Origin of the sequence: Aliihoeflea sp. (assembly GCF_052435475.1) — a bacterium.
Lineage (GTDB): Bacteria > Pseudomonadota > Alphaproteobacteria > Rhizobiales > Rhizobiaceae > Aliihoeflea.
Map to the genome: position 1 here is coordinate 401,707 of NZ_JBQVMV010000002.1, position 17,013 is coordinate 418,719.

Below are 17,013 nucleotides of genomic sequence, written 5' to 3' on the forward strand. Positions count from 1 at the left end.
GCAAGCCAAGCCTCGTTGCACGGCTCCGATGTGGTCTGACGGAGGGGTGTCCGAGTGGTTAAAGGAGACGGACTGTAAATCCGTTCGCTATGCGTACGCTGGTTCGAATCCAGCCCCCTCCACCACCGGCCCACATCGAAAGTTGAACCTGCACGTGAGGCGGGTATAGCTCAATGGTAGAGCAGCAGCCTTCCAAGCTGAATACGCGGGTTCGATTCCCGCTACCCGCTCCAGATTCTATCCTCTAGTGGGATACGATCCCGCCACACTCGCCCAACCTGCCCAGCCGGTCGTCGACTGCCGCAAGCCCACGCGCCAGCTTCAGGCGAAGGGCCTGCAATTGACGGCGCGCTTCGTCGGAAGGCTCGTTGATCAGCAAGACAAGGGCGTTTTCGATCAAGCTGTCGAGCGGCATCCCCGATAATCTGTTTTCACGAAACTGGGCATCGAGGACGCTCTCTTCGAGCCCGTCGGGGCAGGGGAAGACGACCCCATCGGGATGACAGAGGATCGAAATGGTCAGTTCGGAAAACACTGCCGTCTGCAGCGCGGCGCGGCAGACGCGATAGCTTTCGCTCGTGCCGGCGTTGCTATGCAGGCCCAGCAGTGAAAGCGACTTGCCCGGAGGCGTCTGCAGATCGGCCACCCAAGTGGTCACGTCGCGATTCGATTGCCTCATCGAACTCTTCCGAACGGTAACAATTGCGGCGACTATCAAATGTTGGTCGCAGAAGGGCAAGAGGCGACTTGCAAAGCAGGGGGCTGCACGATCACTTTTGGTGTCGTTTCGCCTCTGCGAAATTCGGGGCCAACCCCTTGATTGCAGGGCCGGGACGCTCCTGGCTGCTGACAACGCACCCATCCTGAATCTTGATCCAGGCCGAATTGTTGAGAACCATGCCGCAACGCGCCAGTTGCGGGGCGCAGGGAATGTCGAGGCAGACGATCTGGCCTTGGCCGAAAACCAGCCCGTTCGCGTGGCATGTGGGACCGGTAGAAACAGTCGGTTCGGCTGCGGCACCGACAGTCATCGCTGCAATGAGCAGGGTCTCGAACATGTCTCGATCATAGCACGAAAAATGACGTAGCGTCACGTCACGCGGCGCGGGCCAGGTCCATATCGAGATGGATCACCACCGGCACATGGTCCGACGGCTTTTCCCATGCGCGCACATGCTTTTCGATGTCGGACGAGCGCAGCCGCGCCGCGGCCTCGGGCGAAAGCATCTGAAAATCGATGCGGATGCCATTGTTCTTCTGCCAGGCGCCAGCCTGGTAGTCCCAGAAGGAATAGGCATCCCGCGCATCGGAAACGGCCCGAAAGGCGTCGATGAAGCCCAGATTCTCCAGGCGACGAAACGCCTGACGGGACTCGGGCTGGAAAAGCGCGTCGCCCAGCCAGTTTTCCGGATGGCGCGCATCGAAAGGCTCAGGGATGACATTGTAGTCGCCGGCCAGAACCAGCGGCTCCTCGAGCCCCAGTCGCGCCTGCGCCCAGCGTTCGAGCCGTTCCATCCACCCGAGCTTGTAGGGGAATTTCTCGGTGCCGACGGGATTGCCGTTCGGCAGGTAGAGCGAGACGACGCGCAGCGCACCGCGGTCGGTCGAAAACACGCCCTCGATAAATCGCGCCTGCACATCCTCATCGTCGCCGGCAAGGCCGCGATTGACCTCGTCGAAGCGCAGCTTGGAAAGGAGCGCGACGCCGTTGAAACCCTTTTGGCCGTGCGTCTCGACATGATAGCCGAGCGCTTCGATCTCCAGCCGCGGGAAATTCTCGTCGACCGACTTGATCTCCTGCAGGCAGGCGATGTCTGGCTGGCTTTCACCCAGCCAGTGAAGCAGGTTGTCGATCCGCGCCTTGACGCCGTTGATGTTCCAGGTCGCGATCTTCATTCAGATGGCAAAGCTCGTGCCGCACCCGCAGGAAGCAACGGCGTTCGGATTGCGGATCTGGAAGGACTGGCCCATCAAATCGTCCACGAAATCGATCACCGATCCGCCCATATAGACGAGGGAGATCTCGTCGATCAGCACCTTGCCGCCCTCGCGTTCGATGACGACATCGTCGTCGTTCTGGCCGTCGACGAGATCGAACGTGTAGGAAAAGCCCGAGCAGCCCCCGCCTTCGACCGCGACGCGCAGCGCCGTCTTGCCCGGCTCGTCGCGCAGGATCGCAGCCACGCGTGCGATTGCCGCATCGCTCACTTCGACGGATTTCATGTCGGTCTTGGCGTCCATGCCCATGGCGTCACCTTGCGTTCGCATTCGCACCATAGGTATGAAGCCGGCGGGGACAAGTCAACGAAGCGGCAACGGGTGACGGCAAGGTGAACACGACCGAGATCGGTTTCGGCTACCGGCCGCGCGCAGCCTATGCGAGCGATCCGGCGCAAACGCGCGGGCGCCTCGTGTCGGAGCCCGAAAGCGCGACGCGCACCCCGTTCCAGCGCGACCGCGACCGCATCATCCACTCCACCGCCTTTCGCCGTCTCAAGCACAAGACGCAGGTCTTCATCGCCCATGAGGGCGACCATTTCCGCACGCGGCTGACCCATTCGATCGAAGTCGCCCAGATCGCGCGGGCATTGGCGCGCGCGCTGCGGCTCGACGAGGACCTCGCTGAAGCCGTCGCGCTCGTCCACGATTTCGGCCACACGCCCTTCGGCCATACGGGTGAGGACGCGCTCGACGAGAAGATGCGCCCCTGGGGCGGTTTCGACCACAATGCGCAGTCGCTGCGCATCGTCACTGAACTCGAGCGTCGCTACGCCGATTTCGACGGCCTCAACCTGTCGTGGGAAACGCTGGAAGGCCTCGTCAAGCACAACGGCCCGCTGACCGGCGACATCCCGCCCGCCATCACCGAATACAACCGCCGCCACGACCTCGAACTCGACCGACACGCCGGCCTCGAAGCGCAGGCGGCAGCCATTGCCGACGACATCGCCTACGATACGCACGACATCGACGATGGCCTGCGCGCCGGGCTGATCTCGCTCGATATGCTGGAGGACGTGCCGCTCTGCGCCGGAATCCTCGCCGGCGTGCGCAGACAGTACCCCGCTCTCGACCCCGTCCGCACCGCCCACGAACTGATGCGGCGCCAGATCACGTTGATGGTCGAGGATGTGATCGCAACCGCAAGCGCCAGGATCGAACGCCTCGCACCCCGATCCGCCTCCGACGTGCATTCCGCGGGCACAACGCTCGTGACCTTCTCCGAACCGATGCGACGCGCCGAAGCGGAATTGAAATCCTTCCTTTACGGCCACTTGTATCGTCATCCTCAAGTGATGCGCGTACGCGCCTCCGCCGACGCCATCGTCCGCGACCTGTTCGATCGCTATATGGCCGACGACACCGCCTTGCCGGACGACTGGCGCGACCCGCGCGCGCTGCTCGACGAGGCCGCGCGAGCCCGCCACGTCGGCGATTTCCTCGCCGGCATGACCGACACCTACGCGCTGCGCGAACACCGCCGCCTGTTTGACCACACCCCCGATTTGGGCTAGGGCCGCGCCATCGCGCGCGGGTCTCGCGCTGCGGAATTCATCTGACGAGATTGGCCTTCGATGAACATCTTCGCCGAATTCAACGCACGGATCGAAAAGATCGTGCAGAGCTTCGACCTGCAGACGGAGACGGGCACGGTCGATCTTTCGCGCGTGACCGTCGAGCCGCCGCGCGATCCAAGCCACGGCGACCTAGCGACCAACGCTGCGATGGTGCTGGCCAAGCCTGCGAAGACCAGCCCCCGCGCGCTGGCCGAACGCCTCGCCGAAGCGCTGAAGGCCGACCCGGACGTCGCCGCGGTCGATGTCGCCGGCCCCGGCTTCGTCAATTTGCGCCTGAACGACACCTTCTGGCAGGCCCGCCTCGGTGAGGTCCTGGACGCGGGCACCGATTACGGGCGGTCCAGCCTCGGCGCCGGCCGCAAGGTCAATGTCGAATACGTCTCGGCAAACCCCACCGGCCCGATGCATGTCGGCCATTGCCGCGGCGCCGTCGTCGGCGATGCGCTGGCCAATCTGCTCGCATTTGCCGGCCATGACGTCACCAAGGAATACTACATCAACGACGCCGGCGCGCAGATCGACGTGCTCGCCCAGTCGGTGATGGTGCGCTATCGCGAGGCGCTCGGCGAGCGCATCGGCGAAATCCCGGCCGGTCTCTATCCCGGCGACTATCTCGTGCCGGTCGGCCAGGCGCTGGCCAAGGAATTCGGCCACAAGCTCCTCGAAATGCCGTCCGAAGAAGCGCTGGCCCTCGTCAAGGACCGCACGATCGACGCCATGATGGCCATGATCCGCGAGGATCTGGCCGCGCTCAACGTCCACCACGACGTGTTCTTCTCCGAACGCAGCCTGCACGGCGCGAACGGCGGCGCGATCCTGTCGGCGATCAACGACCTGACCCTCAAGGGCCACGTCTACAAGGGCAAGCTGCCGCCGCCGAAGGGACAGTTGCCGGACGATTGGGAAGACCGCGAGCAGACCCTGTTCAAATCCACCGGCGTCGGCGACGACATCGACCGTCCGCTGATGAAGTCGGACGGCCAGTTCACCTATTTCGCCGCCGACGTCGCCTACATGAAGGACAAGTACCAGCGCGGCTTCGACGAACTTGTCTTCATCCTCGGCGCGGACCATGGCGGCTACGTCAAGCGGCTGGAAGCGCTCGCCAAGGCGCTCGCCGGCGACAAGCTGGAAGTCACCGTCCTGCTGTGCCAGTTGGTCAAGCTCTTCCGCGACGGCGAGCCTGTGCGCATGTCGAAGCGGGCAGGGGAGTTCGTCACCCTTCGCGACGTCGTCGACGAGGTGGGCCGCGACGCGATCCGCTTCATGATGCTCTACCGCAAGAATTCCGAACCGCTGGACTTCGACTTCGCCAAGGTCACCGAACAATCGAAGGACAATCCGGTCTTCTATGTCCAGTACGCCTCGGCGCGCTGCCATTCGGTCTTCCGCCAGGCCAAGGAGCAGCTCGGCACGGACTGGATCGACGAGGCCGCGATGAAGGCCGCCGCGCATCGCTTGACCGACGAGGGCGAACTGGCCCTCATCCGCAAGCTCGTCGAATATCCACGCCTGATCGAATCGGCGGCCCTTGCTCAGGAGCCGCACCGGCTGGCATTCTATCTTTACGACCTTGCCAGCGCGCTCCACGGCCATTGGAACCGCGGTACGGACAACAATGACTTACGCTTTATTAAGGTTAACGACCCAGAATTGACGCGTGCCAGGCTCGGAATGGTGCAGGCGGTGTCCAACGTTCTTTCGTCGGGGCTCGCGCTGGTCGGGGCGGATGCTCCCTCCGAAATGCGCTGATTGCCTCTAGGGAAAGTGTCACCTTTTGCCCACATTGCCTTGGTAGCGGCCAAGATCCATTGAGACGTCGCCGGCGTCCGACCGAGTGCGAGTGCGGGAAAAAGCATGGCAGACAATCCTTTCAAGCGCCCCGACGAGTCCGGTTTTCTGGACAATGATCCCTTTGCCGAGCTGATGCGCATGGCCGACGCGCCGCGCCCCGCCGCGCAGGAGCCGGCCTTCGCAGCCAATGAAAGCTTCGATATCGATCTGGAGCGCGAGCTGCTCGGCGATTTCGACGAGCCGGATCAGGCTCCGGTCGCAACGACGGTTGCGGATCACTGGTCGCGCGAACCCGCATACGAGCCGGAGCCCGCCGAAGCCGAACCGGCGATCGAGGCGCACGCATTCGATGAACCGTATTTCGATGAGCCTGAGTTCGACCACTCGCAGCTTGATGAGCCCGTCGACCCCTCCGCACTGGAAGATCTCGATATGGCATTCGAGCTCGACATGTCGGACGAGGGGCCGCATCTGCCCCTGTCGGCGGCCGACGCGGCTGCCGAACCCATCGTGTCGTTCGAGGCCGAGGAAGACGTTCCGGAGGACTTCGACGCGCGCTCCCATGCGCTGTTCGCCTCGGTTCCCGAACTCGCGGAAGAGGCAGCGATCGAAGAGCCCGAAGCCGACGATTTCGACCGCGCCTTCGCAGATTTCGACCTGGCCGGTGAACCAGAAGTCGAACTCGGCGGCACCCAGCAGCTTGTTGCCGATCCGATTTCCTTTGACGAGGTGAACGACGATCGCGACCCGTTCCCGGAGCCGTCCGCACCGCACTTCGCGGCGGCCGATCCGGAACTGGACGCCTTCTCCGACGACGATTTCGATTTCGATCCCGATCTGGAAATCGCCCCCGACGCGCCTGCCGTCGCGGACGAGCCGATCATTGGCCACACGGATTCCTGGCCATCCGACGAAGTCTTCGCCTCGACGCCGGTGGACGTGGACACTTCCGGCTACGTCTCGCGCGACGACGCGCTGGCGCAGGACGATCATCCGATCTTCGATGAGCCGGAGGCATCGAACGAAGCCCCGGCATTTTCGCATGACGATGTCCTGCAGGCCGGCCCCGCTGCCGACCATGAAGAACAGTCCGAATACGCCCAGGATCTTGAATTATCACACGACGAGGAACATGCCCCTGCATGGGCGCCCCTCGACCTGCGAACCGAAGGCCCGGTCGAATCCGTTTCGATCCCGACAGCGTCCGAACTGTCCTCGCCTTTCGAGCCGCAGTTGCGGCGCGAGATTGTCGATGACGATGACGTCCTGAACGATATCGAAAGCTGGCTTGGAGCCGAAATCGAGCCGGAGCCGACATCGTCCCAAGCGCATGTTTCGCCTTTCGCCGCGCCTGTCCAGCATGCTGAGATTTCGGCACCTGCGCCCGTTGCGAGTGAACCGGAGCCGCTGAGCCTCGAGGACGAGTTGAGCGCGCTTCTGGGTGGTGACGAGCCCCCGCCGGCTCTTTCCGCCGCGGACGCTGCGCCGAATTGGCAGCAGCCTGACACGGTCGAAGCGCAATCCACGATCGAACCCGATCTCGATTTCGCCACTGACGAAATCGATCTGGCTCTCGACCTCGAGTTCGACGAACCCGAACTGCACGGCGCCGAGGCGGATACGTTCGATCTGAGCGAACTGGAAACCGAAGGCTGGCAGGACGACGACGTTCCAGGCGCCTTCGAGCCGGAGGCGACGGACAGCTTCGATGAGACGCCGGTCGCCGCCTATGCCACATCGGCGAGCAACGAGCCGGTCGTGACGAAAAAGACCGGTCCGCTCGCCATGCTGGCCGCACTTGCTCCTGCCGCCATGGCCCGATTCGGCGGCGGTGATAAATCGTCTTCGTCGCGGCCGGTGGAAGCGCCCCAGCCGGCAACGCCTCTCTTTGGAATGGCGCGGGCCAATCGGCCGGTCGCTCCGGAAATCGAGACCGTCGATGTCGACGACCAGCCGGTAGCGATGGTCGACGACCTGGAAATCCCCGAACTCGCGGAGCAGGAGGAAGTCACGCCTCTGTTCTCGCCCGACGACCTCGAAGCAGAGCTCGACGTGGCGTTCGGCAGCCTTGCGACGGACGACGAAACCCCGACGGCCCAGCCCACCCCGGCCACGTCGGCTGTCCCAGAACAGGTTCCGCTACAGGGCTATTTCGTTGACGGCGACTACGCCTATACGCCCGAACAGAATACGCAGTCCGGCGCGGGTGAATTCGGCGATGTGGATTTCGACGACGATCCGGATGCCGATTTCGAGGTCCAGCAGCCTGCACCCAAGGATGGCCTGCGCCGCAAATACTTCATTCTCGGCGGTGTCGCCGCAGTCGCGATCATCGGCGGTCTTGGCTATTTCGCCGTCGGCGGCCCGATCGGCAACGGCGCGCCCGTCGTCGTCCGCGCCGACTCCGAGCCGGTTCGCGTGCGCCCGGAAAATCGCGGCGGCGCGACGGTTCCCAACCAGAACAGCCAGGCCTATCAGCGCGCAACCGGCGCCACCGGCGTGCCCGGCGGCGGACAGGAGCAACTCGTCACGTCAGCTGAGGAGCCGATGGATGTCCGCGCGGCCGTCACGCCCTCCGAACCGATGAACGATTTCCCGCTCGTCGGCATGGAAGAGATTCCGATGCTCGACGAAGCGGACGCGACGAACATGCTCGCCTCGGTCAAGAACGACGAGCGCCTTGGGAGCGTCGAGGACATTATCGAGGAAGACAGCATCGAGATCGCACCGCGCCGCGTTCGCACCATGGTCGTCCGCCCCGATGGCACGCTCGTTCCCCGCGACGAGGTTCCGGCCGCGGCAACCCGCGCGGAACTCGAGGCCACGACGATCGCTGCCGCAGCCGGGCAGGGGACGGCCGTTCCGCTGGTCCAGGATGCGCAGCCGATCGGCACGATCGTGCCGCCGGGCGAAGTCCTTGCCGACGATCCGGTCATGCCGGACACGGTCGGCGTGGTCCCCTCGCGGCCGCAGGCATCGGCGGCTCCCGCCGCCCAGCCGGCTCCCGTCCAGGTCGCCGCTGCCGCACCCGCGACGCAGGCGCCCGTGGCGCAAAGCGCGTCCGCAGCGCCGGCCGTCGGAGAATGGTCGATGCAGATCGCCTCGCAGCCGACCGCCGAAAGCGCACAGAGCGCCTATCAGGATCTGGCTCGCCGCTACGGCTCGGTGCTCGAAGGCAAGGGCGTCAACATCGTGCGGGCCGACATCGACGGCATGGGCACCTTCTATCGCGTGCGCATTCCCGCCGCGACGCGCGACGAAGCCGTCCGGCTCTGCGAAAGCTTCAAGGGTGCCGGCGGAAACTGCTTCGTCTCGCGATAGACATCCAAGGCCGGGCCGATCGCCCGGCCTTCTGCTTCAAGGGCCGATTGACGGCCGAAAACTCCATGCCATGGTTGAGACATGACCGATTCGAAAGCCCTCATCCTGGGTGCCTCGGGCACCGTTCTGACGCCACAGGAGCGCGCCTTCTTCCAGGGCGAGGCGCCGTGGGCGTTCATCCTGTTCGCGCGCAATCTGTCCGAGCCCGAGCAGATTCGCGATCTCGTCGCCGACCTGCGTGACTGTATCGGCCGCCCCGACGCGGCGGTTTTCATCGATCAGGAAGGCGGCCGGGTCCAGCGCCTGCGCCCGCCACTCGCGGGTCACTATCCTCCGGCCGATGTCCTTGGCCGCATCCATGCGTCCGACCCGCAGGCGGGCATTCGCGCCTCCTGGCTGATGTCGCGCCTCCATGCACTGGACTTGATGCAATACGGCATCAACGCCGATTGCCTTCCCGTCCTCGACGTTCCGATCGAAGGCTCGCACGACGTCATCGGCGATCGCGCCTATTCGCGTGACCCGAAGGCCGTCGCGGTTCTCGGAAAGGCGGCGGCAGATGGGCTCCTGGCGGGCAGCGTGATGCCCGTCATCAAGCACATTCCCGGCCACGGCCGCGCCTTCTCCGACAGTCACCACGCGCTCCCCGTCGTCGATGCGTCGCTGGAAGAGTTGCGCATTCATGATTTCCTGCCCTTCAAGGCATTGAAGGACGCGCCCGCCGCGATGACGGCCCATGTCGTCTACACGGCGATCGACGCCGACAATCCCGCAACGACATCGCCCCGCGCGATTCGCGACTTCATCCGCGGTGAGATCGGCTTCGACGGCCTCCTGATGAGCGACGACCTCTCCATGAAGGCGCTTTCTGGGGATTTCGCCACCCGCACCCGCGCATCGCTTGCCGCGGGCTGCGATGTCGTTCTTCACTGCAACGGCGTGATGGACGAAATGGCGCCGGTCGCCGCCGCTGCGCCCGTTCTTTCGGGAGAGGCGAAGCAGCGCGCGACACGCGCCATGGCGGCCATCGCCAATGGCGGTGACGACGACAGGATTGCATTGCGCCGCGAGTTCGAGGATTTGATCGCGGCCTAGAAGGATTGGGATTGGCCAAGGATACGCCCGCCGTCACCCCGACGCTCCCCCTGGAAGAATTCTGGGACGAGAACGGTCGCGCCGCGTCGGACCCCGCGCTGGTCGTCGACGTCGACGGCTTCGAAGGCCCGCTCGATCTCCTGCTGCACCTTGCCCGCAGCCAGAAGGTCGATCTCGCCCGCATTTCGGTGCTGGCGCTCGCCGAGCAATATCTGACCTTCGTCGAGCGCGCGCGGCACCTGCGCATCGAGCTTGCCGCCGACTATCTCGTCATGGCCGCCTGGCTCGCCTTCCTGAAATCCAAGCTCCTGATTCCGCACAAGGAATCCGACGAAGGCCAGAGCGGCGACGAGCTGGCCGCCGTGCTGCAATTTCGCCTGCGCCGGCTCGAAGCCATGCGCGAGGCCGGCAATCGCTTGATGAATCGCGACCATCTCGGCCGCGAAATCTTCGCCCGCGGCATGCCCGAACCGATCGCGATCCGCCGCGAAAACACCTACACCGCCTCGCTCTACGACCTCCTGACCGCCTACGCCTCCAAGCGCCAGCGCGCGGCAGTGACCAATGTGCGAATCGCCAAGCGCGGCGTCTGGTCTTTGAAGGACGCGCGCGAACTCCTGACGCGCCTGATCGGAAACTTCACCGAGTGGACAGCACTCGACCGCTTCCTGATCGACTACGTCGTCTCGCCCGAGGAACGGGCGAGCGCGATTGCGAGTTCGTTCGCCGCGACGCTCGAACTCGTTCGCGAAGGACAGTTTCAGGTTCGTCAGGACGGTGCCTTCGCGCCGCTCTATCTGAAGTCGAGAAGCGCCTGAGATGGACCCGAACACCGGAAAAATCATCGCATTCTCGGGACAAACGAGCTCGAAATCGGCCGATTCGGCACTTTTTGAAGCCATTCGGATGGCCGAAGCGCTCATTTTCGCCTCGTCCGAGCCGGTTTCAGCCCGTCATTTGAGGGATAAACTCCCAAATGACGTCGATATCGGCACCGTCCTGACGGAACTCCAGAAGCTCTATTCGGTCCGTGGCGTGAACCTGATCCGGGTCGGCGAGGGGTGGGCGTTCCGCACCGCCTCGGACCTCTCCTTCCTCCTCGCCCGCGACCAGGTTCAGCAGAAAAAGCTCTCCCGCGCCGCCCTCGAAGTCCTCGCCATCATCGCCTACCACCAGCCGGTCACCCGCGCCGAAATGGAGGATATAAGGGGCGTCGAGACCGCCAAGGGAACACTGGACACGCTGCTCGAAACGGGCTGGGTGCGGATGCGCGGCCGCCGCAAGACGCCAGGCCGGCCGGTCACCTACGGCACCAGCGAAGCCTTCCTCGACCATTTCGGCTTGAGCGAAATCCGCGATCTGCCGGGCATGGACGAGTTGCGCGGAGCGGGGCTCCTGTCGGCACGTCTGCCGGCCAATCTCCACATTCCCCAGCCGCCCGCCGATCCCGGCCTCTACGGCGATGACGAGGAGCCGCTGACCGACATCGACCTCGAGGAACTCGGCCTGTTGACACCCAAGGTCGAGGATGATTGACCCGGAACGCCGCGGGATGCGGCGTCGGAGGTCACGTGGCTGAAACGATCGAACGCAGGCAGGACGGGCGCGTCACCGCGGGCGTGACCTTTGCGTCGCGCCTCGCCTTCGAGAACGTCTCCCATTCCTTCAATTCGCACGCCCAGACCCTGCGCAATGTTTCGCTGACGGCCGAGCCTGGCGAAGTCCTGTGCCTGCTCGGCCCTTCCGGGTCCGGCAAGACGACACTGCTGCGGATCGCCGCGGGCATCGAAACCCAGACGAGCGGGCGCGTTCTTCTCAACGACCGCGAGATTTCCGGGCCTGACCTGTTCGTTCCCCCGGAAAAACGCTCGGTCGGGCTCGTCTTCCAGGATTTCGCCCTCTTTCCGCATCTGACGATCCTCGAAAACGTGAAATTCGGGCTGACTGCCCTGTCGCGCGTCGAAGCGAAACGGGAAGCGTTGATCTCGCTCGAGCGCGTCGGCCTCGAATCCTATGCCGACGCCTATCCGCACGTGCTTTCGGGCGGGGAGCAGCAGCGCGTGGCGCTTGCCCGCGCCATCGCGCCGCGGCCCGGCGTCCTGTTGATGGACGAGCCGTTCTCCGGCCTCGATTCGCGTCTGAAGGACCAGGTTCGCGCCGAAACGCTCGGCATCCTGCGCCAGAGCCGCTCGACGGCGATCGTCGTCACGCATGATGCGGAGGAGGCGATGCGGATGGGTGATCGGATTGCGCTACTCAAGGACGGCGAGCTCGTCCAGACCGGCACCGCCGAGCAACTCTTCAACGCCCCCGTCAATCTTTTTGCGGCGGGTTTCTTTTCGGAACTGAATATTTTCGACGGCCGCGCGTTGTCAGGACGCGTCGAGACGCCGATCGGTATTTTCGACGCAAACGGGTTTCAAGATGGCGTCGGCGTTGCGGTCGCCACACGGCTTTCGGCATTCGATGTGACGGAAAGCGTTGGCGAAATCCCGGCGCGGGTGATATCACGCCGTTTCCTCGGGGTGGTGGAATTGCTGGAACTTGCGGTTCAAGGGGCTGAGCGACACGTGCGGGCACGCATCCGCTGCGGCGCGTTGCCCCGGTCGAGCCGGGACGTCTGGCTAAACGTCAGAAAGTCTGATGTTCTCGTGTTTGAAAGCCGTTCCGAAAACGCATAAGTCAAGAACGAACGAATTGTTCGAAAGAGAGTGATCATGGGTAGCTTCTCGATCTGGCACTGGCTCATCGTGCTCGTCGTCGTCCTTCTTCTTTTTGGCCGGGGCAAGATTCCCGAGCTGATGGGCGACATGGCCAAGGGCATCAAGAGCTTCAAGAAGGGCATGGCCGACGACGAGGATGTCGGGACCAAGACGCTCGACCACCGCGCCGACGAGCCGATGGCGCCGACCGGCAAGGACAAGGTCGGAAAGACGTCGTCCTGATCGCGAGAAGGCCGCAACGCCTGACGCGGACATGAATGATGATCGATCTTAGCTGGTCCGAAATCCTCGTCATCGCGATCGTACTGATCGTGGTCGTGGGTCCGAAGGATTTGCCGCGCCTTCTGCGCTCCTTCGGCAAGACGATGTCGACGGTGCGCTCGATGGCGGGCGATTTCCGCAAGCAATTCGACGAGGCGATCAAGGAAGCCGACCTTCAGGATCTGAAGTCGCTGGCCGATGACGCACGCAAGCTCAATCCGGCGTCGGAGATCAAGAAGGCGCTGAACCCGATGGAGCAGGCGGCCAAGGATGTGCGATCCGGGCTCGACAAGGCGATGAAGCCTTCGACGCCCATCTCCGCCGAAAAGCCCGCCTCGACGCCGCAGCCGGCAGAGCCGCTGAAGACCGGCGCGACGGCAATGCCCGAGGCGATGACGAATGCACCGTCTGTGACGAAACCTGCTCCGGGTGCGGCAAAGGCACCGGTCAAGGCCGCGCGACCCGCAAAGACCCCGGTTGCCAAGGCTGCCGCGAAGGGCAATGGCGCGGCCGCGCCGACGAAGGTGGCAGCGGTCAAGCCTGCCGCCGCAAAGGCAAAACCGGCGGCGAAAGCAGCCAAGACGATCACGGCCAAGGCGAAGGCGGACAAGTGACCACCAAAGACGACGACCTCGAGTCGAGTTCGGCACCGCTGCTAGACCATCTGATCGAGCTGCGCTCGCGGCTGATCCGGGCGCTGATCGGTTTTTTCGTCGCCTTCCTGATCTGCTTCTTCTTCGCCCGCGAACTCTTCAACCTGCTCGTCATTCCGTTCCAGTGGGCGACCGAGTGGGCAGGGCTCGACCCGAAGAGCGTCGACCTGATCTACACCGCGCCGCAGGAATTCTTCTTCACCCAGATCAAGCTGGGCATGTTCGGCGGTATGGTTCTGGCGTTTCCCCTGATCGCCAATCAGGTCTACAAATTCGTCGCGCCGGGCCTCTACAAGAACGAGCGCGCCGCGTTCCTTCCGTTCCTGATCGCATCGCCCATCCTGTTCCTGATGGGCGCCGCGCTGGTCTATTTCTTCTTCACGCCGATGGTGATGTGGTTCTTCCTGTCGATGCAGCAGGTGGGTCCGGACCAGGAAATCCAGATTTCGCTCCTGCCGCGCGTTTCGGAATATCTTAGCCTCATCATGACGCTGATCTTCGCATTCGGGCTGGTGTTCCAGCTTCCCGTCGTGACGACGCTGATGGCGCGTGTGGGCATGGTCACCGCCGCGGGGCTGGCCGACAAACGCAAGTACATGATCGTCGCCGCCTTCGTCGTCGCGGCCGTCATCACGCCGCCCGATCCGGTCAGCCAGATCGGTCTTGCGCTGCCTACGATCCTTCTCTACGAGGTCTCCATCTGGATTGCCCGCAGGCTCGAACGCAAGCGCGAACTGGAGCGCATCGCCCGCGAAAAGGCGGAAGCTGCATCCTCCGAGGTCTAGGCGCTCGCCGGACCCGTCATCGTTCGGCCACGGCCACTCCCTGACATATACCGGGACGCTCTGCCAATGCTCGACATCAAATGGATTCGCGAAAAGCCCGAAGCGCTTTCCGCCGCTCTCGAAAAGCGCGGCTGGACGAAGGACGAGGCCGCCGCAAAGGTCGAGGAGATCATCGGCCATGACGAGGCGCGCCGCACCCATCTCGTCGCCCTCCAGGAAAAGCAGGAACGCCGCAACGCCGCGTCCAAGGAGATCGGCAATGCCATGCGCTCCGGCGACATGGAGCTCGCCGAGCGGCTGAAGGCCGAAGTCGCCGACATCAAGGCCTTCGTCCAGAATGGCGAGGCGACCGAGCGTGATCTCGACCGCGCCATGAGCGACGCGCTCGCCATCCTGCCCAACATCCCGCTCGACGACGTTCCGCTCGGCAAGGACGAGAACGACAATGTCGAGGTCCGCCGGATCGGCGAGCCGAAGCCGAAGACCAACTGGACGCGCGAGCATTTCGAGATCGGCGAAGCGCTCGGCGAAATGGACTTCGAGCGCGCGGCGAAGCTTTCGGGTTCGCGCTTTACGGTTCTGTCGGGCCAGATCGCGCGGCTTGAACGCGCGCTCGGCCAGTTCATGCTCGACCTGCACACGAGCGAGCATGGTTACACCGAGATGCAGGTGCCGCTGCTGGTGCGCGACGAGGCGCTGTTCGGCACCAACCAGCTTCCGAAATTCGAGGAAGACTTGTTCTTCGCCAAGCATGGCGAAGGTCGGCTCGGCCTTATTCCAACAGCCGAAGTCTCGCTGACCAACATGGTTCGCGAGGAAATACTGGCCAACGACCGCTTGCCGCTGCGCATGACGGCGCTGACGCCCTGCTTCCGCTCGGAAGCCGGCTCGGCCGGGCGCGACACGCGCGGCATGCTGCGCCAGCACCAGTTCTACAAGGTCGAGCTCGTCTCGATCACCGCGCCGGACGAATCGATCGCCGAGCACGAGCGGATGACGGCCTGCGCCGAGGAGGTGCTGAAGCGTCTCGACCTGCCGTTCCGCACCGTGACGCTCTGCACCGGCGATATGGGCTTCGGCGCGCGCAAGACCTACGACATCGAGGTTTGGCTGCCGGGTCAGAACGCCTATCGCGAGATTTCGTCCTGCTCGGTCTGTGGCGACTTCCAAGCGCGGCGTATGAATGCACGCTTCCGCCGCGCGGACGGTAAGGGGACAGGCTTCGTCCACACGCTGAACGGCTCGGGCACCGCCGTCGGCCGCGCTTTGATCGCGGTCATGGAAAATTACCAGAACGAGGACGGAAGCGTCACCGTCCCGCAAGCCTTGCGGTCCTATATGGGCGGGCTCGAAAAGATCGGCGTCAAATAGGAGAAGTCACCTTGCGCATTCTGCTCACCAATGATGACGGCATCCATGCCGAAGGATTGCAGGTTCTAGAGCGGATCGCGCGGGAACTCTCCGACGACGTCTGGGTGGTGGCGCCGGAAACCGACCAGTCGGGCTTCGCACACTCGCTCTCGCTGTCCGAGCCGCTGCGGATGCGCAAGATTTCGGATCGGCATTTCGCCGTGCGCGGCACGCCGACCGACTGCGTCATCATGGGCGTACGCGAAATCCTGCCCGAGCCACCGGATTTGATCCTGTCCGGCGTCAATTCCGGCTCCAACGTCGCCGACGATGTCACCTATTCGGGCACGGTCGCGGGCGCGATGGAGGGTACGCTTCTCGGCGTTCCGTCGATCGCGCTGAGCCAGGGCTACAACGTGACCGAGGAAGGCCGCACGCTGCACTGGGAGACGGCCGAAACGCACGCGCCCGCCATCCTGCGCCGCATGCTCGACGCGTCGCTTCCGGCGGGCATCTTCCTCAACATCAACTTCCCGAACTGTCCGCCCGGCGATGTGAAGGGCGCGGTCGTCACCGGCCAGGGCAAGCGCATCCACGGCCTTTGGCTCGACAAGCGGCGCGATGGTCGTGGCTTTCCCTATTACTGGCTGCGATTCGGCCGCGAGCCGTCCGAAATCCGCGAAGGCACGGATCTGGCCGCGCTGCGCGACAATCATATCTCGGTGACGCCGCTGCATCTCGACCTGACCGCCCACGAGGTCAAGGATCAGCTCGCAAAGGCGCTCGCGTCATGACGGACACGGTCGAGCGCGAAGGCTTTGCCGCATTCCTGCTGCGTGCCCGCGCGCTGGGCATCACCGGCCGCGAACTGATCGCGGCGATCGAGGCGACGCCGAGGCAAGGCTTCGTCCCCAGCCAGTGGCAGACCGACGCTTGGTCGCGACGCTTCCTGCCGATCGAATGCGGCGAGGCGATCGAAGGCATCGATCTGCAGGCGCAATGTCTTGGCGCGCTCCAGGTCCAGCCCGGGCTGCGCGTCTGCGAAATCGGGACGGGCTCGGGCTACACGGCGGCGATCCTCGGCCGGATCGCGGGCAGGGTGCTCTCGCTGGAGCGCTACAAGACGCTGGCCGAACAGGCGCAGGCGCGAATTGAATCGCTCGGTCTGCAAAATGTCATCGTGCGACATGCCGACGGCCTTTCCGGCGTTGCCGCCGAAGGTCCGTTCGACCGCATCATCGCCTGGTGTGCCTTCGACGCGCTGCCGCGCCATTTCGTCGACCAGTTGTCGAGCAACGGCATCATGATCGCCGCGATCGGCCCCGCCGAGGACGAACAGGCATTGACGCGGCTGACTAAGGTCGGCAGCCGTTTCGAGCGCGAGGACATCGGCCGCGTCCGTTTCCAGCCGATCGTCAAAGGCGTGGCCGCGGTCATCTGATTTCCCTTGAAA

At 64.2% G+C, this 17,013-nt stretch carries 17 protein-coding genes and 2 tRNA genes; 15 read left to right on the top strand and 4 right to left on the bottom strand.

Translation table 11 applies throughout. The features are described from left to right. The first annotated feature begins 40 nt into the window (after positions 1–40). Together ACT6QU_RS05010 and ACT6QU_RS05015 are read left to right on the top strand one after the other, a co-directional pair. Positions 41–125: transfer RNA gene (locus ACT6QU_RS05010), tRNA-Tyr, on the top strand. Between the two features lie 34 nt (positions 126–159). After that, a tRNA-Gly gene (locus tag ACT6QU_RS05015) sits at positions 160–233 on the top strand. A gap of 11 nt (positions 234–244) precedes the next feature. Here ACT6QU_RS05015 and ACT6QU_RS05020 read toward each other — a convergent pair. The 4 genes from ACT6QU_RS05020 to erpA form a co-directional block, all read right to left on the bottom strand. Then, positions 245–679: a hypothetical protein gene (locus ACT6QU_RS05020; protein WP_024585644.1), complete on the bottom strand. Its 435-nt coding sequence runs from the start codon at positions 677–679 to the stop codon at positions 245–247. Positions 680–770: 91 nt separating this feature from the next. Continuing rightward, on the bottom strand, positions 771–1,058 hold the full coding sequence (locus ACT6QU_RS05025; RefSeq protein WP_444562925.1) for a hypothetical protein: 288 nt from the start codon (positions 1,056–1,058) through the stop codon (positions 771–773). A gap of 37 nt (positions 1,059–1,095) precedes the next feature. Continuing rightward, a complete protein-coding gene (gene xth / locus ACT6QU_RS05030; protein ID WP_444562926.1) occupies positions 1,096–1,896 on the bottom strand; it encodes an exodeoxyribonuclease III in 801 nt (266 codons plus the stop codon). Beyond that, on the bottom strand, positions 1,897–2,247 hold the full coding sequence (gene erpA / locus ACT6QU_RS05035) for an iron-sulfur cluster insertion protein ErpA (protein ID WP_444562927.1): 351 nt from the start codon (positions 2,245–2,247) through the stop codon (positions 1,897–1,899). Between the two features lie 83 nt (positions 2,248–2,330). Between erpA and ACT6QU_RS05040 the strand changes: the two genes are divergently transcribed. The 13 genes from ACT6QU_RS05040 to ACT6QU_RS05100 all read left to right on the top strand — a co-directional run bounded on the left by ACT6QU_RS05040 (position 2,331) and on the right by ACT6QU_RS05100 (position 17,001). Next, positions 2,331–3,515, top strand: a complete 1,185-nt coding sequence (locus tag ACT6QU_RS05040; RefSeq protein ID WP_444562928.1) for a deoxyguanosinetriphosphate triphosphohydrolase — start codon at positions 2,331–2,333, stop codon at positions 3,513–3,515. A gap of 60 nt (positions 3,516–3,575) precedes the next feature. Beyond that, on the top strand, positions 3,576–5,330 hold the full coding sequence (gene argS / locus ACT6QU_RS05045) for an arginine--tRNA ligase (protein WP_444562929.1): 1,755 nt from the start codon (positions 3,576–3,578) through the stop codon (positions 5,328–5,330). A 105-nt stretch (positions 5,331–5,435) separates the two neighbouring features. Further along, on the top strand, positions 5,436–8,693 hold the full coding sequence (locus ACT6QU_RS05050; RefSeq protein WP_444562930.1) for an SPOR domain-containing protein: 3,258 nt from the start codon (positions 5,436–5,438) through the stop codon (positions 8,691–8,693). A gap of 81 nt (positions 8,694–8,774) precedes the next feature. Next, a complete protein-coding gene (gene nagZ / locus ACT6QU_RS05055) occupies positions 8,775–9,788 on the top strand; it encodes a beta-N-acetylhexosaminidase (RefSeq protein ID WP_444562931.1) in 1,014 nt (337 codons plus the stop codon). Positions 9,789–9,838: 50 nt separating this feature from the next. Further along, on the top strand, positions 9,839–10,606 hold the full coding sequence (locus ACT6QU_RS05060; protein WP_444563016.1) for a segregation and condensation protein A: 768 nt from the start codon (positions 9,839–9,841) through the stop codon (positions 10,604–10,606). A gap of 1 nt (position 10,607) precedes the next feature. Continuing rightward, a complete protein-coding gene (gene scpB, locus ACT6QU_RS05065; protein ID WP_444562932.1) occupies positions 10,608–11,324 on the top strand; it encodes an SMC-Scp complex subunit ScpB in 717 nt (238 codons plus the stop codon). 35 nt (positions 11,325–11,359) lie between these two features. Beyond that, a complete protein-coding gene (locus tag ACT6QU_RS05070) occupies positions 11,360–12,469 on the top strand; it encodes an ABC transporter ATP-binding protein (protein WP_444562933.1) in 1,110 nt (369 codons plus the stop codon). Positions 12,470–12,505: 36 nt separating this feature from the next. Further along, complete coding sequence (locus tag ACT6QU_RS05075; RefSeq protein ID WP_024585633.1) at positions 12,506–12,733, top strand: twin-arginine translocase TatA/TatE family subunit; 228 nt, start codon at positions 12,506–12,508, stop codon at positions 12,731–12,733. Positions 12,734–12,768: 35 nt separating this feature from the next. Beyond that, complete coding sequence (gene tatB / locus ACT6QU_RS05080; protein WP_444562934.1) at positions 12,769–13,386, top strand: Sec-independent protein translocase protein TatB; 618 nt, start codon at positions 12,769–12,771, stop codon at positions 13,384–13,386. Next, a complete protein-coding gene (tatC, locus tag ACT6QU_RS05085; RefSeq protein WP_444562935.1) occupies positions 13,383–14,210 on the top strand; it encodes a twin-arginine translocase subunit TatC in 828 nt (275 codons plus the stop codon). The genes tatB and tatC overlap by 4 nt, the downstream gene beginning before the upstream one ends. Positions 14,211–14,276: 66 nt before the next feature. Then, on the top strand, positions 14,277–15,581 hold the full coding sequence (gene serS, locus ACT6QU_RS05090) for a serine--tRNA ligase (protein WP_444562936.1): 1,305 nt from the start codon (positions 14,277–14,279) through the stop codon (positions 15,579–15,581). An 11-nt stretch (positions 15,582–15,592) separates the two neighbouring features. Then, positions 15,593–16,354, top strand: a complete 762-nt coding sequence (surE, locus tag ACT6QU_RS05095; protein WP_444562937.1) for a 5'/3'-nucleotidase SurE — start codon at positions 15,593–15,595, stop codon at positions 16,352–16,354. Continuing rightward, positions 16,351–17,001: a protein-L-isoaspartate(D-aspartate) O-methyltransferase gene (locus ACT6QU_RS05100; RefSeq protein ID WP_444562938.1), complete on the top strand. Its 651-nt coding sequence runs from the start codon at positions 16,351–16,353 to the stop codon at positions 16,999–17,001. Before surE ends, ACT6QU_RS05100 begins: the two co-directional genes overlap by 4 nt. Positions 17,002–17,013 lie beyond the last annotated feature (12 nt).